The 14,587-nt window shown below is 72.4% G+C and carries 12 protein-coding genes; 6 read left to right on the top strand and 6 right to left on the bottom strand.

Features of this window, described 5'->3' with window-relative positions:
- Positions 1–58: 58 nt before the first annotated feature.
- Together G3I53_RS05045 and G3I53_RS05040 are read left to right on the top strand one after the other, a co-directional pair.
- Complete coding sequence (locus G3I53_RS05045) at positions 59–1,402, top strand: M14 family metallopeptidase (protein ID WP_164332934.1); 1,344 nt, start codon at positions 59–61, stop codon at positions 1,400–1,402.
- A 196-nt stretch (positions 1,403–1,598) separates the two neighbouring features.
- Positions 1,599–3,866 carry a heavy metal translocating P-type ATPase gene (locus G3I53_RS05040; RefSeq protein ID WP_164438055.1) on the top strand — a complete coding sequence of 756 codons (2,268 nt, stop codon included), beginning with the start codon at positions 1,599–1,601 and terminating at the stop codon, positions 3,864–3,866.
- 48 nt (positions 3,867–3,914) lie between these two features.
- On the opposite strand, the gene G3I53_RS05035 is transcribed toward G3I53_RS05040, so the two are convergent.
- From G3I53_RS05035 to G3I53_RS05015, 5 genes are all read right to left on the bottom strand, one after another.
- The gene (locus G3I53_RS05035) at positions 3,915–4,694 is read right to left on the bottom strand and encodes a hypothetical protein (RefSeq protein WP_343240559.1); all 780 of its coding nucleotides are present in this window, start codon (positions 4,692–4,694) and stop codon (positions 3,915–3,917) included.
- A gap of 102 nt (positions 4,695–4,796) precedes the next feature.
- Positions 4,797–6,287, bottom strand: coding sequence for a gluconate:H+ symporter (locus G3I53_RS05030; protein ID WP_164338551.1), 1,491 nt, complete (start codon positions 6,285–6,287; stop codon positions 4,797–4,799).
- A 113-nt stretch (positions 6,288–6,400) separates the two neighbouring features.
- Positions 6,401–6,811 (bottom strand): RidA family protein, encoded by a 411-nt coding sequence (locus G3I53_RS05025; protein ID WP_164338550.1) that lies wholly within the window; start codon positions 6,809–6,811, stop codon positions 6,401–6,403.
- Positions 6,808–7,572 (bottom strand): IclR family transcriptional regulator, encoded by a 765-nt coding sequence (locus G3I53_RS05020; protein ID WP_164338549.1) that lies wholly within the window; start codon positions 7,570–7,572, stop codon positions 6,808–6,810. Before G3I53_RS05020 ends, G3I53_RS05025 begins: the two co-directional genes overlap by 4 nt.
- Positions 7,569–8,648 (bottom strand): sugar kinase, encoded by a 1,080-nt coding sequence (locus tag G3I53_RS05015; RefSeq protein WP_164338548.1) that lies wholly within the window; start codon positions 8,646–8,648, stop codon positions 7,569–7,571. The genes G3I53_RS05020 and G3I53_RS05015 overlap by 4 nt, the downstream gene beginning before the upstream one ends.
- A gap of 135 nt (positions 8,649–8,783) precedes the next feature.
- Between G3I53_RS05015 and G3I53_RS05010 the strand changes: the two genes are divergently transcribed.
- Both G3I53_RS05010 and G3I53_RS05005 read left to right on the top strand, forming a co-directional pair.
- The gene (locus G3I53_RS05010; RefSeq protein WP_164438054.1) at positions 8,784–10,061 is read left to right on the top strand and encodes an amino acid deaminase; all 1,278 of its coding nucleotides are present in this window, start codon (positions 8,784–8,786) and stop codon (positions 10,059–10,061) included.
- 11 nt (positions 10,062–10,072) lie between these two features.
- The gene (locus tag G3I53_RS05005; RefSeq protein WP_164333803.1) at positions 10,073–11,683 is read left to right on the top strand and encodes a D-aminoacylase; all 1,611 of its coding nucleotides are present in this window, start codon (positions 10,073–10,075) and stop codon (positions 11,681–11,683) included.
- A gap of 27 nt (positions 11,684–11,710) precedes the next feature.
- Here the strand turns inward: G3I53_RS05005 and G3I53_RS05000 are convergent, their stop codons facing one another.
- Positions 11,711–12,649 (bottom strand): serine protease, encoded by a 939-nt coding sequence (locus tag G3I53_RS05000; RefSeq protein WP_164333802.1) that lies wholly within the window; start codon positions 12,647–12,649, stop codon positions 11,711–11,713.
- A gap of 299 nt (positions 12,650–12,948) precedes the next feature.
- On the opposite strand from G3I53_RS05000, the gene G3I53_RS04995 reads away from it, so the two are divergent.
- Positions 12,949–14,160 (top strand): pyridoxal phosphate-dependent aminotransferase, encoded by a 1,212-nt coding sequence (locus tag G3I53_RS04995; protein ID WP_164333801.1) that lies wholly within the window; start codon positions 12,949–12,951, stop codon positions 14,158–14,160.
- A gap of 108 nt (positions 14,161–14,268) precedes the next feature.
- A partial coding sequence (locus G3I53_RS04990) for a hypothetical protein (RefSeq protein ID WP_164438053.1) occupies positions 14,269–14,587 on the top strand: 319 nt, incomplete at its 3' end.

Here is a 14,587-nt window from a genome sequence, read left to right as displayed (position 1 = left end):
AGCCCACCGCACCACGCACGTCGCCATGAACAACCCCCACCTCCCACGAGGAGACTTCATGCGACTTCGCCCCCGCGGCAGACGCCCCGGCGTGCTCGCCGCCCTGATCGCGCTCGCCCTCGCGGCCCCCCTGTCGCTGTCGGCACCCGAGGCCGGTGCCGACAGCGCGAAGGCCCCGTCGGCCGCCCCGGCCGCCGACGACATCCGCCAGTACGAGATCCACCGGCACACCACACCCCTGACCCGGACGGCGATCCAGCGGGCCGGGGTCAGCGTGGACGAGGCCGACGAGGAGACCGTCGTGGTCTCCGGGCGCGCCGACCAGATCCGCGCCCTGCGCCGGCAGGGCTACGACGTCACCCCGCTGGGCGCCGCCCCCGACCGGTCGTCCGGCTCGGACGGCGTGCGGCTGTACGACTTCCCGTCGGCCGACTCCCGCTACCACAACTACGCCGAGATGAACGCGGAGATCGACCAGCGGCTGGCCGCGCACCCGGGCATCATGAGCAAGCGGGTGATCGGCACGTCCCACCAGGGCCGGGACATCGTCGCGATCAAGATCAGCGACAACGTGGCCACGGACGAGGACGAGCCCGAGGTGCTGTTCACCCACCACCAGCACGCCCGCGAGCACCTGACCGTCGAGATGGCCCTGTACCTGCTGCGGGAGCTCGGCGCGGGCTACGGCAGCGACTCCCGGATCACGAACCTGGTGAACGACCGCGAGATCTGGATCGTCCCCGACCTGAACCCGGACGGCGGCGAGTACGACATCGCCACCGGTTCCTACCGCTCGTGGCGCAAGAACCGGCAGCCCAACTCCGGTTCGTCGGCCGTCGGCACGGACCTGAACCGCAACTGGGACTACCGCTGGGGCTGCTGCGGCGGCTCCTCCGGCAGCAAGTCCTCCGAGACGTACCGGGGTTCGGCACCGGAGTCGGCTCCCGAGGTGAAGGTCGTCGCGGACTTCGTGCGCAGCCGGGTCGTGGGCGGCGAGCAGCAGATCACGGCCGCGATCGACTTCCACACGTACAGTGAGCTGGTGCTGTGGCCGTTCGGCTACACCTACTCCGACACCACCACCGGGATGACGGCGGACGACCACGCCGCCTTCCGGACCGTCGGCCGGAAGATGGCCGCGAGCAACGGCTACACCCCGCAGCAGTCCAGCGACCTCTACATCACGGACGGGTCGATCGACGACTACCTGTGGGGCGCGCACAAGATCTTCGGCTACACCTTCGAGATGTATCCGCGGTCCTCGTGGAGCGGCGGCTTCTATCCGCCCGACGAGGTCATCGAGCGGGAGACGTCCAGGAACCGGGACGCGGTGCTCCAGCTGCTGGAGAACGCGGACTGCATGTACCGGTCGATCGGCAAGGAGGCGCAGTACTGCGGCTGACGCCGGCAGCGCTTCCCTCGCCCGTCGGGGCCTCTCCTCACCGAGGAGGGGCCCCTTCGCGGTGCTGGCGCCGGGGGCGCGCACCGGCCGGCCGTTGTCGCATACCCCCAGGGGGTATAAAGTGGGGAGTAGAATACCCCCAAGGGGTACTCGAAACCGCACGCACCGCCCCGACCCACCAGCAGGAGCAGCAGCGATGGCCACCACCGTCCCGGACCAGGCCGAGGTCGAACTCGCGATCGGCGGCATGACCTGTGCCTCGTGCGCCGCCCGCGTGGAGAAGAAGCTCAACCGGATGGAGGGCGTCACCGCCACCGTCAACTACGCCACCGAGAAGGCCAAGGTCACCTACGCCGGCGACGTCGCCGTCGCGGACCTCATCGCCACGGTCGAGGCCACCGGCTACACCGCCCGCGAGCCCCGCCCGGAACCGGCGCACGAGCCGGGCGGCGGCGACGGCGGCCCCGGCGCGGACGACGGCGGGCCGGACGAGCTGCGGCCCCTGCGGGAGCGGCTGATCACCGCCGTGGTGCTGAGCGTGCCGGTGATCGTGCTGGCGATGGTGCCGGCCTGGCAGTTCGAGTACTGGCAGTGGCTGTCCCTGACCCTGGCCGCCCCGGTCGTCACCTACGCCGCCTGGCCCTTCCACCGCGCCGCGTTCACCAACGCCCGGCACGGCGCGGCCACCATGGACACCCTGGTCTCGATCGGTGTCTCGGCGGCCTTCCTGTGGTCGGTGTGGGCGCTGTTCTTCGGCACCGCCGGCACCCCCGGCATGACCCACCCCTTCGAGCTGACCATCGCCCGCAGCGACGGCGCCGCCAACATCTACCTGGAGGCCGCCGCCGGGGTGACCGCGTTCATCCTGGCCGGGCGCTACTTCGAGGCCCGTTCCAAGCGCCGCGCCGGGGCAGCCCTGCGGGCGCTGATGGAGCTGGGCGCCAAGGACGTCACCGTGCTGCGCGACGGCCGGGAGGAACAGATCCCGGTCGGGCAGCTCGCCGTGGGCGACCGCTTCCTGGTCCGGCCCGGCGAGAAGATCGCCACCGACGGCACGGTCACCGAGGGCACCTCCGCCGTCGACGCGTCCATGCTGACCGGCGAGTCCGTCCCGGTCGAGGTCACCGTCGGGGACACCGTCACCGGCGCCACCGTCAACGCCGGCGGGCGGCTGGTCGTCGAGGCCACCCGGGTCGGCGCCGACACCCAGCTCGCCCGGATGGCGAAGCTGGTCGAGGACGCGCAGAACGGCAAGGCGGCGGCCCAGCGGCTCGCCGACCGCATCTCCGCCGTCTTCGTCCCGGTCGTCATCGCACTGGCCCTGGGCACCCTCGGATTCTGGCTGGGCAACGGGGCGGGACCGGCCGCCGCGTTCACCGCCGCCGTCGCCGTCCTGATCATCGCCTGCCCCTGCGCCCTAGGGCTGGCCACGCCGACCGCGCTGATGGTCGGCACCGGCCGGGGCGCCCAGCTCGGCATCCTCATCAAGGGCCCCGAGGTCCTGGAGAGCACCCGCGCCGTCGACACCGTCGTCCTCGACAAGACCGGCACCGTCACCACCGGCCGGATGACCCTGCTCGCCGTGCACACCGCCGACGGCACCGACGAGAAGGACGTACTGCGCCTCGCGGGCGCCCTGGAGCACGCCTCCGAGCACCCGATCGCCCGGGCCGTGTCCGCGGGCGCGGCCGAGCGGGTCGGCACCCTGCCCGCCGCGGAGGACTTCCGCAACGTGCCCGGTCTCGGGGTGCAGGGCGTCGTCGAGGGACACGCGGTCCTCGTCGGCCGCGAGAAGCTGCTGCACGAGTGGTCCCTGGAGCTGCCCGAGGCGCTGGCCCGCGCCAAGGCGGACGCCGAGGCCGCCGGGCGCACGGCGATCACGGTCGCCTGGGACGGCGAGGCCCGCGCGGTCCTGGAGGTCGCCGACGCGGTGAAGGACACCAGCGCGGAGGCCGTCGCCCGGCTGCGCGCACTCGGCCTGACGCCGATCCTCCTGACCGGGGACAACGAGGCGGTGGCCCGGACGGTGGCGGCGGAGGTCGGCATCGACGAGGTGATCGCCGAGGTCATGCCGGAGGACAAGGTGGCCGTCGTCCAGCGGCTCCAGGACGAGGGCCGCTCGGTGGCCATGGTCGGCGACGGCGTCAACGACGCGGCGGCCCTCGCCCGCGCCGACCTCGGGCTGGCCATGGGCACCGGCACCGACGTGGCGATCGAGGCCGGCGACCTGACCCTGGTCCGCGGCGACCTGCGGGTGGCCGCCGACGCGATCCGTCTGGCCCGCCGGACCCTGGGGACCATCAAGGCCAACCTGTTCTGGGCCTTCGCCTACAACGTCGCCGCGCTGCCGCTGGCCGCGGCGGGGCTGCTCAACCCGATGATCGCCGGGGCCGCGATGGCGTTCTCCTCGGTCTTCGTCGTCGGCAACAGCCTGCGGCTGCGGGGCTTCAAGCCCCTGAGCTGACCGGAAGCCCCGAAGCCCCGGGGTGAGCACCCCGGGGCTTCCGGCGCCCTACTTGGACTTCTTCGGCTCCTTCGGCTCCTCGGAGTCCTTGGGCTCCTCCGACGCCTTGGAGATTTTGAAGTCCGAGACCTTGGAGTCCGTGGAGTCCTTGGTCAGGTCGGGGCCGGACGCGTCGGAGGACTCCGAGTCGTCCGCGTCCGCCTTCGGGTCCGCATCGGCGTCCGTCTTGGCGTCCGTCTTGGCGTCCGTCTTGGCGTCCGCGTCCGTCTTGGCGTCCGCGTCCGCCTCGGTGTCCTCGCCGTCGTCGAAGTACGCGTCGAGGACCGCGTCCAACTCCGTGTCCCACTCGGCGAACCGGCTGCGGGCCGGGGCGTCGATCTCGATGGGGTACCAGCGGCGGTCCGGGGTGTGCACGGTGACCGTGTAGCGCTTGCCGAAGCGGGCGGTCTCCGTCTCCACCGCGCCGATCTCGTCCCAACGGAACTCGCACTCCTGGTCGTCCAGCCGCAGCCGCACGCCCCGGTGGTCGGCGACGATGGACGCACGGCGGTCGGACGCCTCGAAGACGGGCCCGTCGGGGACGCTCTCGTCCTCCTCGGCCCCGTCCTGCGGAGCCTCGTCCGGGCCGGGGACCACGTCCCGCGGTTCCGGCGCGGAACTGCCGGACGTCACCGTCCCGTTGGCCTCCTCCGGCTCACCGGAACGGTCCTTGCCGGGCCCGGACTCCTCCTGCCGGCCGGATACGGGGGCGGTGAGCCCGGGGATGAATGCCGGGTCGAATCCGGCGCCTTCCAGGGGCTGGCTGCTCGATCCAATGCGCTGCTCCACAGCGGAGCAGTATGGTCGACAAACCTGTGCCGGGCACAGCCAGCCCCCGACTTCGTTATCGGACGCCTACACGGACCCCACGGGTCCCTCCCCTCGTACGACTCATACGACGAGGCTGAGGGCGGCCGCGACCAAGAACCCGGCCACCGAGAGCACGCTCTCCAGGACCGTCCACGTCTTGAGCGTGTCGCGTTCGCTGATGCCGAAGTACTTGGCGACCATCCAGAACCCGCCGTCGTTGACGTGCGAGGCGAAGATGGAGCCCGCAGAGATCGCCATGATGACGAGCGCGACGAACGCCTGCGAGTGGTCCCCCTCGGCGAGCAGCGGGGCCACGATGCCCGCCGTCGTCACGATGGCGACCGTCGCCGAGCCCTGGGCGACCCGCAGCACCACGGAGATCAGGTACGACAGGACGATCACCGGCAGGCCGACGTCGTTGAACGTGTCGGAGAGGGCCTGGGCGACCCCGCTGGCCTTGAGGACCGCGCCGAAGACACCGCCGGCACCGACCACGAGCAGGATGTTGCCGACCGGCTTCAGCGAGGACGTGGAGACGGTCTCCAGGGACTTGCGGGACCAGCCGCGCCGGATGCCGAGCAGGTAGTAGGCGAGGAACAGGGCGAGGGTCAGCGCCACGAAGGGGTGACCGAAGAACTCGATCACCGAGCGCGGGGTGGAGGGGTCGAGGGCGATCGAGGAGAAGGTCGCGGCGAGGATCAGCAGCAGCGGCGTGCCGATGATGCCGAGGACGATGCCGAGCGGGACCGGCGTCTCGCGGGGCGTCACGCCGGAGGCCCGCTGTTCGGCGACGACGGCCGCCCTGGCCTCCTCCGCGGCCTCGACCATGTCCTGCGGCACGGCGACGAAGATGCGCCGGCCGATCCAGGCGGAGTAGACCCACGCGGCGATCACGGCGGGGATGCCGCAGACGACACCCATCAGGATGACCCAGCCGAGGTCCACCTGGAGCAGTCCGGCGGCGGCCACCGGGCCGGGGTGCGGGGGCAGGAAGGCGTGGGTGACGGAGAGCCCGGCGAGCAGCGGCAGGCAGTACAGGAGGACCGACTTGCCGGAGCGTTTGGCGGCGGCGTAGACGATCGGGGCGAGGACGAAGATGCCGACGTCGAAGAAGACCGGGATGCCGAAGATGAGGCCGGTGAGGCCCATGGCGAGGGGGGCGCGCTTCTCGCCGAACAGGCCGAGCAGCCGGCCCGCCAGGACCTCGGCGCCGCCGCTGACCTCGAGGATCGCGCCCAGCATGGTGCCCAGGCCGATGATGATCGCGACATGGCCGAGGATGCCGCCCATGCCGCTCTCGATGGTGGACACCGCGTCGGAGCGCTGGACCGTGCCGAAGAGTTCGGTGACCGAGAGTCCGGCCGCCAGGCCGACGGCTATGGAGACGCCGAGCAGGGCGACGAAGGGCTGCAGCCGCACCTTGATGATCAGGAAGAGGAGCAGCGCGATGCCGAGGGCGGCGACGGTCAGCAGGCCGGCGGTGCCGTCGACGAGCAGGAGCAGTCCACCGGTGTGGGGTGGTGTCCCGTCCGCCGCGGAGGCGGCGAGCGGGAGGAGGAACGGATGGGACATGGGGGGTCCTCTGGGTAAGGGCATGGGGCTTTCGGGCAGGGGGGATCGCGACACGGCGTCCGGGGGGTTGCGGGACGCCGTGCCGGCCGGCTGCGGAGGGGTCGTACGGAGGCTCAGCCGAGGACGGCGAGCGCGTCGATCTCGATGAGGAGGCCGGGGGGCAGGCCCACGTAGACGGTGGTGCGGGCCGCCGGGGGCTGGGTGAGGCCCTGCTCCTCGAAGTAGGTGTTGTACAGGTCGTTCATCTCGGCGAAGTGGTCGACGTCGGTGAGGTAGACGCGGATCATCATCACGTCGTCCCAGGTCGCGCCGCCCTCCTCCAGGATGGCCTTGACGTTGGCGAGGGTCTGGAGGGTCTGTTCGCGCAGGGTGGGTCCGGCGGGCGTCGGCGGCTTGCCGTCCTGCGCCGGGAGGAACCCGACCTGACCGGCGACCTGGAGGATGTTGCCCTTGCGCACCCCGTGCGAGAACTTCGCGGGCGGGGTGGTGTGGGTCGCCGGGGTGAGCGCGGTCTTCTCGGTCATGCGGGGGTGTCCTTCACTGGAGTTCTGCCGGAGTACTCGCCGCTGATGGCGTCCGCCGTGCGGCGCACCAGCGGGAGCAGGGTGAGGAGTTCGTCGGCGGTGACGACGACGTTCGGCGCGGAGACGGACATCGCGGCGACCACCCGGCCGTCGGCGCCGCGGATGGGGGCGGCGACGCAGTTGATGGACTCCTCGTGGCCGCCGAGGTCGGTGGCCCAGCCCTGTTCGCGCACCGTGGCCAGCTCGCGCAGGAACGCGGCCGCGTCGGGCGTCGAACGGGGCGTGTACATGGGGTAGTCGAGCTTCTCCGCGAGGGCGCGGCGCTCGTGTTCGGGCAGGTCGGCGAGGAGCAGTTTGGCCACGGCGGCCACGGTGATGGCGACGGGCTTGCCGATGCGGGAGTACATGCGCACCGGGTAGCGGCTCTCCACCTTGTCGATGTAGAGGACCTCGTTCTCCTCGTACACGGCGAGGTGGACGGTGTGCCCGCACCGTTCGTTGAGGCGGGCGAGGTGGGGGTGGGCGATCTCGCGGACGTCGAGGTTCTCCATCGCCTCCTGGGCGAGGGCGAAGAGGCGGGCGCCGAGGCGGTAGCGCTGGTCGGACTGGCGGTAGACCAGGCCGTGTTCGTGCAGGGTGCGCAGCAGGCGCAGCGCCGTGGACTTGTGGACGCCGAGGCGGTCGGCGACCTGTCCGAGGTCGGCGGGTCCCTCCGCGAGCAGCGGCAGGATGCTCAGTGCGCGGTCGACGGTCTGGCTCATGGCGTGCGTACCTCCTCGTCGGCCTCTTCTTCGGCTCGTGTCCAGCCGGGGCCGAGTCGCAGTCTCCCCCACGCGGTGTCGTCGAGGGCGGCGAGCCGGTCGGCGAGGCCGCGGGCGGGCGGCGGGGCGAGGTCGCCGGGGACGGTGAGGGTGGCCGCCGCCATGAGGTGCCCGTGCCGCAGCCGGTCCCGTACGGGAAGGTCCCTCAGGGTGGCCGAGAGGAAGCCGGCGGCGAACGCGTCGCCGGCGCCGGTGGCGGCGACGACGTCGACGTCCAGGGCGGGCACGAAGGTGGCGGTGCCGTCCGCGTCGGCGCAGCCGTCGGGGTCCCGGTCCAGGGCGACGGCTCCGGCCCTGCCCTGCTTGACGACGACGAGGCGCGGTTCGGGCAGGGCCTCCCGCACCGCGCGGGCGCCGTGCAGCCCCCATGCCTCGCGTGCCTCGTCGTCACCGACGAAGACGATGTCCGCCCCGCGGGCCAGTTCCAGCAGCACCTCGGGGCCGTGTCCGTCGCGCCACAGGCCGGGGCGGTGGTTGACGTCGAAGGACACCAGGGGCCGCCCGGGGCGGCGTGCGGTCAGTTCCCGCATCAGGTCCAGGCAGCCGGCGGAGAGGGCCGCCGTGATGCCCGACAGGTGCAGGACGCGTCCGGCGCGCACGGCCGCCAGGTCGACGCCGGTGGTGCTCATCGCGGAGGCGGCCGAGCCGGCCCGGTAGTAGGCGACCTCGTGGGCGTCGTCGGCCCGGTCGCCGGCGGTGCGGAAGTAGATGCCGGTGGGGCGGTCCGGGTCGCGGCGCACGTACGACACGTCGACGCCCGCGGCGCCGATCGCCTCGACGAGGTGGTCGCCGAAGCCGTCGGCGCCGACCCGGCCGACCCACCGGGTGGTGTGTCCGGCGGCGGCGAGCGTGCAGGCCACGTTGGACTCGGCGCCGCCGATGCCGCGGTCGAAGGAGGGGACGTCGGCGAGGCGGCCGGGCCGGGTGGGCAGGAACGTCACCATGGACTCGCCGAGCGCGACGACGTCGACGGCCTCCAGGGCGCCGGGGGCGTTGCCGGTTCCGGTGACGGTCACGATGGCGGGGCTCCTCGGTGGCTGCGGGGTGGGGCGGTGTCCGTTGACCCCGCGTGGCCGAGATGTTAGACAGCGGTAAGCGATATACGCAATGAGTGTTGCAACCAGCGCAACGCACCTGATCAGGAGGTTCCGATGGTCTCCGGCACCGGCTTGGACGCGCTCGCCCGACTCTCCGAGGAACGCGTCGACCACCGTTTCAAGGGCCTCCCGCCGGACGCCGACGGGCTGACCGTCGGCGAGCTGGCCGCGCAGCGCCGCAACCTCTTCACCGGCGGCTTCACCACCCCGGTGCTCGCGCTGTCCGCCGAGCGGCTGGAGCACAACCTGCGCCTGATGGAGACGTACGCGGCCCGGCACGGGCTCGCCTTCGCCCCGCACGGCAAGACCTCCATGGCCCCGCAGCTGTTCCGGCGGCAGATCGAGCACGGCGCCTGGGGCATCACGCTGGCCGTGCCCCACCAGGTGCGCGTGGCCCGGGCGTTCGGCGTCCGCCGGGTGTTCCTGGCCAACGAGCTGGTGGACGCCGCCGCCCTGCGGTGGATCGCCGCCGAGCAGGACGCCGACCCCGAGTTCCGCTTCCTGTGCTACGTCGACTCGGTGCGCGGCGTCGAGCTGATGGACGCGGCCCTCGACGGGGCCGCCCGCCCGGTGGACGTGGTGGTCGAGCTGGCCGCCGGGGAGGGCGCCCGCACGGGCGTGCGCACCGAGGCCGAGTGCGCCGCCGTCGCCGACGCGGTGGCCGGGGCGCGCGCGCTGCGGCTGGCCGGGGTCGCCGGGTACGAGGGCGAGGTCCCCGACGCGGACCCGGAGCGGGTGCGGGCCTGGCTGCGACGGCTGGTGTCGCTGGCCGCGGACTTCGACAAGGCCGGGCGGTTCGCGGGGCTCGACGAGATCGTGGTGAGCGCGGGCGGCAGCGCCTGGTTCGACGCGGTCGCCGACGTCTTCGCGGAGATCCCCGGCCTGTCCGCGCCGGTGCTGAAGCTGCTGCGCTCGGGCGCGTACGTCTCGCACGACGACGGGCACTACCGGCGGCTGACCCCGTTCAACCGGGTGCCGGAGGAGGGCGCGCTGGAGCCGGCGTTCCGGCTGTGGGCGCAGGTGGTCTCCCGCCCGTCGCCCGAGCAGGCGTTCCTCAACGCGGGCAAGCGGGACGCGGCCCACGACCTGGACCTGCCGTCCGCGCAGGTGGTGCGCCGGGACGGCACCGAGCAGCCGGCCGCCGGCATCACGGTCACCGGCCTGTCCGACCAGCACGCGTGGCTGCGCACCACCGGGGAGCCGGGCCTGGAGGTGGGAGACTGGGTGGGACTCGGTCTGTCCCACCCCTGCACGTCGTTCGACAAGTGGCAGCTCATCCCCGTCGCGGAGGCGGACGGCACGGTGGTCGACTACATCCGCACGTTCTTCTAGGAGGCCGGCGCATGGAAGAGCTCGTCATCCGGGACGCGGAGGTGGTCGACGGCTCCGGCGACTACTCCTACCGCGCGGACGTGGTCGTCGACGGCGGCCGCATCGTGTCGATCGTGAAGGAGGCGGCGGCCGCGGGCTGTCAACGCCCCAAGGCCCGCCGGGAACTGGACGCCGAGGGCCTCGCCCTCTCCCCCGGCTTCATCGACATGCACGCGCACAGCGACCTGGCCCTGCTGCGCGACCCCGACCACAGCGCCAAGGCCGCCCAGGGCGTCACCCTGGAGGTGCTCGGCCAGGACGGCCTGTCCTACGCGCCGGTCGACGACCGCACACTGGGCGAGGTGCGCCGGGCCATCGCCGGGTGGAACGGCGACGGGGACGACATCGACTTCGACTGGCGCTCGGTCGGCGAGTACCTGGACCGGCTGGACCGGGGCATCGCGGTCAACGCCGCCTACCTGATCCCGCAGGGCACGGTACGCGCCCTCGCCGTCGGCTGGGAGGACCGCGAGGCCACGCCCGCCGAACTGGACCGGATGCGGCGCCTGGTCGCGGAGGGCCTGGAGCAGGGCGCGGTCGGCATGTCGTCGGGGCTGACGTACACGCCGGGGATGTACGCCCGGGGCGCCGAACTGACCGAGCTGTGCCGGGTGGTGGGCGAGTACGGCGGCTACTACTGCCCGCACCACCGCAGTTACGGCGCGGGTGCGCTCCAGGCGTACGCGGAGATGGTGGCGCTGGCGCGGGAGGCGGACTGCCCGCTGCACCTGGCGCACGCCACGATGAACTTCGGGGAGAACAAGGGGCGCGCGCCTCAGCTGCTGGCCCTGCTGGACGAGGCCCTGGACGCCGGGGCGGACATCAGCCTCGACACGTACCCGTACACGCCGGGCTGCACCACGCTGGTGGCGCTGCTGCCGAGCTGGGCGAGCGAGGGCGGCCCCGAGGCGGTGCTGCGGCGGCTCGCGGACGAGGAGACGGCCGAGCGGATCCGGCACCACCTGGAGGTCACCGGCTCGGACGGCTGCCACGGCGTGCCGGTGGAGTGGGAGACCATCGAGATCTCCGGCGTCGGTGACCCGGCGCTGGGCGAGTACGTGGGCCGCACGGTCCTCGACGCCGCCCGCGAGCGCGGGGACAGCCCCTGGGCGGTCGCCCGTGAGCTGCTGCTGAAGGACCGGCTCGCGCCGACCATCCTCCAGCACGTCGGCCACGAGGAGAACGTGCGGGCCATCATGCGCCACCGGGTGCACACCGGCGGCTCCGACGGCATCCTCCAGGGCGCCAAGCCGCACCCGCGCGCCTACGGCACGTTCCCGCGCTATCTCGGGCACTACGTACGGGAGTTGGGGGTGCTGACGCTGGAGGAGTGCGTGGCCCACCTGACCGCGCGGCCGGCCGCCCGGCTGCGGCTGCCGGACCGCGGGCTGATCCGTGAGGGGTACCGGGCCGACCTGGTGCTGTTCGACCCGGCCACGGTGGGGGCGGGCTCGACCTTCGAGGAGCCCCGGACGCTGCCGACGGGCATCCCGTACGTCATGGTGGACGGGCGGTTCGTGATCGAGGACGGCCGGCGCACCGACGTGCTGGCGGGACGGGCGGTGCGCCGGACACCCCGGTGACCGCCCGCCCCCTCGCCCCGGGCGGTGCTACGGCTTGGGCAGCACGCAGCCGCTCGCGCCGAGCTCCAGCTTGCTGTCGGCGCCGAAGCAGCCGGGGAACCAGTAGGTCTGCTGGGCGTAGTTGATGCCCTGGCGGACGGTGACCCGGCCCTGCTCGTCGATCTCGCAGGGGTTGTTCACCGTGCAGCGCTCGCCGTCCTCGTTGCCGGTGTTGTTGACGGCGACGACCCTGCCGGTGGCGGCGTCGACGACCGGCGAGCCGGAGGTGCCGCCGATGGTGTTGCAGGAGGGGGTGTAGCGGACCGAGTCCTTCCAGGTCCAGTCGCCCTCCTTCATGCGGTGCACGAAGCCGTCGATCGAGCAGGTGTAGATCCGCTTCCAGTACCCGGAGACGACGCTGATCGCGGTCCCCGCGGCGGGGCGGGTGTCGTTCAGGGTGAGCGCGTCGATCCCGTACGCGCTCCTGATCTGCCCGTAGGTGCGGTTGAGGCGGTACACGGCCGCGTCGGTGTCGGTCATCGTCGCGTAGACGAGCCGCTCGGCACGCAGGGTGGCCACCCGGGAGCCGGAGGCGTTGAGCAGGCCGAAGCTGCGGCTGGAGGGCCGGTCGACCAGGACCTGGCCGGGCGCCGGGAAGCCGCTCTCCAGGCAGTGGCCGTTGGTGAGGACGAGCGCGGGGTCGTCGGCGGCGGAGTCCGGCATGCGGACGACGGAACCGGAGCAGTTGCTGAGCGCGACGGTCCCGGCGAAGTTCACGGCGTTCGCCCGCGGCGCGGTGAGGCCGGACAGGGTGTCCGTCACGGTCGCGGCGGCACCGTCGACGACGTCGAGGAGCGTGGTGCCGCCGGCGTCCGTGGCCGCGGTCGTGTCCGGGGCCGTGGGGGCGGGCCCGGCGGCGACCGCGGGGGTCGCGCCGACGCCGGCCAGGGCCAGGGCGGCGAGCGCGACGACGAGAGGTTGTCTCATGTGGGGGTCCCCTCTGGTGACTTGGGCGGCCGGAATCCTCCGGACACCCACAGAATTGTCATGCGCATTGTCAGCACGGGAGCGCCGAGGGGGCAAGGTGCCGTCGCGGGGTGACCGGGACCAGCGTGTCGCGGACGGCCGCGCCGGTGGCGACCGCCACGGGGAGGGCCGGTGGGGAGACGGGGAGGGTCCGTGTGGGGGCCATGGAGAGCGCCGGCCGACATAACCACCCGAACCGACGCGTCTCACGTGGCGGAAAACACGGACCGACCGGCACGAGAGGGCCGTAAGCTCCCTGCATGCAGGTGATCCAGTCGACCAAGCTCGCCAACGTCTGTTACGAGATCCGGGGCCCGGTGCTCGAGGAGGCGATGCGGCTGGAAGCTGCCGGTCACCGCATCCTCAAGCTGAACACCGGGAATCCGGCGGCCTTCGGCTTCGATTGTCCGCCCGAGATCCTCGAGGACATCCTCCGCAACGTGTCCTCCGCCCACGGCTACGGCGACGCGAAGGGCCTGCTGGCCGCCCGCCGCGCGGTCGTGATGCACAACCAGACCCTCGGCATCGAGACCGACGTCGAGCACGTCTTCATCGGCAACGGCGTGTCCGAGCTGATCGTGATGGCGATGCAGGGCCTGCTGGACGACGGCGACGAGGTCCTCGTCCCCGCGCCCGACTACCCGCTCTGGACGGCCGCGGTCTCGCTGTCCGGCGGCACCGCGGTGCACTACCGCTGCGACGAGCAGGCCGACTGGATGCCGGACCTCGCCGACATCGAGCGCAAGATCACCGACCGCACCAAGGCGCTGGTGATCATCAATCCGAACAACCCCACGGGCGCGGTCTACGACGAGAGCGTGATCAAGGGCCTCACCGACATCGCCCGCCGCCACAACCTGCTGGTCTGCTCCGACGAGATCTACGACAAGATCCTCTACGACGAGGCCACCCACACCCCGACCGCCGCCGTCGCCCCCGACCTGCTCACCCTCACCTTCAACGGCATGTCGAAGGCGTACCGGGTGGCGGGCTACCGGGTGGGCTGGATGTCGATCTCCGGCCCCCGCGCGCACGCCGACTCCTACATCGAGGGCCTGACGGTCCTGGCGAACATGCGCCTGTGCGCGAACATGCCCGGCCAGCACGGCGTCGTCGCCGCGCTCAGCGGCCGCCAGACGATCAACGACCTGGTGCTGCCCGGCGGCCGGCTGCGCGAGCAGCGGGACATCGCCTACGACCTGCTGACCAGCATCCCGGGTGTGACCTGCGTCAAACCCAAGGGCGCGCTGTACCTCTTCCCGCGTCTCGACCCCAAGGTCTTCAAGATCAAGGACGACCGGCAGATGGTCCTGGACCTGCTCCGCAGCGAGAAGATCATGGTCGTGCAGGGCACCGGCTTCAACTGGCCGGAGCCGGACCACTTCCGGGTGGTGACCCTCCCCTCGGCCACCGACCTGGAGGACGCGATGGGCAGGATCGGCCGCTTCCTGGACGGATACAGCCAGCCCTGACCGCCGCACTCACCGTGCGTGTCCGATCGCGCCCTCTTTTGTGAACGACTCAACTTTAGACTGAATCCAAGCTAGGATGGTTTCCTGTTAGCACTCAGGAGGCCATCCATGTACGAACCGATCCGCGCCAAGTCGGTCCACAGCACGATGGCCGGCACCTCCCAGGACGTCCCCCGCCGCTCCCGCGAGGAAGAGCTGGACATCCAGCTCGCGGGCCATCTCGGCACGCTGCTCGCCGTCACCGACGAGCTGCGCGCGGTGGCCCCTTCCAGCGACCTGGACGCCGCCGCCGAACGGCTGGCGGAGCAGGTCACCCGCCTGCGGGGAGGACGCAAGCCGGCCCGCGCGTCGGCGACCACCCAGGGCCGCGACCCCAACGCGGCGGCCCTGCACCGCCGGGCCCACGCCCTCTCGGGCCGCGCCCTGG

It is taken from the genome of Streptomyces sp. SID14436, from assembly GCF_010548465.1.
Lineage (GTDB): Bacteria > Actinomycetota > Actinomycetes > Streptomycetales > Streptomycetaceae > Streptomyces.
Note: the sequence above shows the minus strand (reverse complement) of the source record. Positions and strands in the feature narration are given on the sequence as shown.

What these genes read in the sequence shown, in the direction of transcription:
- G3I53_RS05045 (WP_164332934.1), top strand. Translation starts at nt 59, where the DNA reads ATGCGACTTCGCCCCCGCGGCAGACGCCCCGGCGTGCTCGCCGCCCTG.
- G3I53_RS05040 (WP_164438055.1), top strand. Translation starts at nt 1,599, where the DNA reads ATGGCCACCACCGTCCCGGACCAGGCCGAGGTCGAACTCGCGATCGGC.
- G3I53_RS05030 (WP_164338551.1), bottom strand. Translation starts at nt 6,287, where the DNA reads ATGTCCCATCCGTTCCTCCTCCCGCTCGCCGCCTCCGCGGCGGACGGG.
- G3I53_RS05025 (WP_164338550.1), bottom strand. Translation starts at nt 6,811, where the DNA reads ATGACCGAGAAGACCGCGCTCACCCCGGCGACCCACACCACCCCGCCC.
- G3I53_RS05020 (WP_164338549.1), bottom strand. Translation starts at nt 7,572, where the DNA reads ATGAGCCAGACCGTCGACCGCGCACTGAGCATCCTGCCGCTGCTCGCG.
- G3I53_RS05010 (WP_164438054.1), top strand. Translation starts at nt 8,784, where the DNA reads ATGGTCTCCGGCACCGGCTTGGACGCGCTCGCCCGACTCTCCGAGGAA.
- G3I53_RS05005 (WP_164333803.1), top strand. Translation starts at nt 10,073, where the DNA reads ATGGAAGAGCTCGTCATCCGGGACGCGGAGGTGGTCGACGGCTCCGGC.
- G3I53_RS05000 (WP_164333802.1), bottom strand. Translation starts at nt 12,649, where the DNA reads ATGAGACAACCTCTCGTCGTCGCGCTCGCCGCCCTGGCCCTGGCCGGC.
- G3I53_RS04995 (WP_164333801.1), top strand. Translation starts at nt 12,949, where the DNA reads ATGCAGGTGATCCAGTCGACCAAGCTCGCCAACGTCTGTTACGAGATC.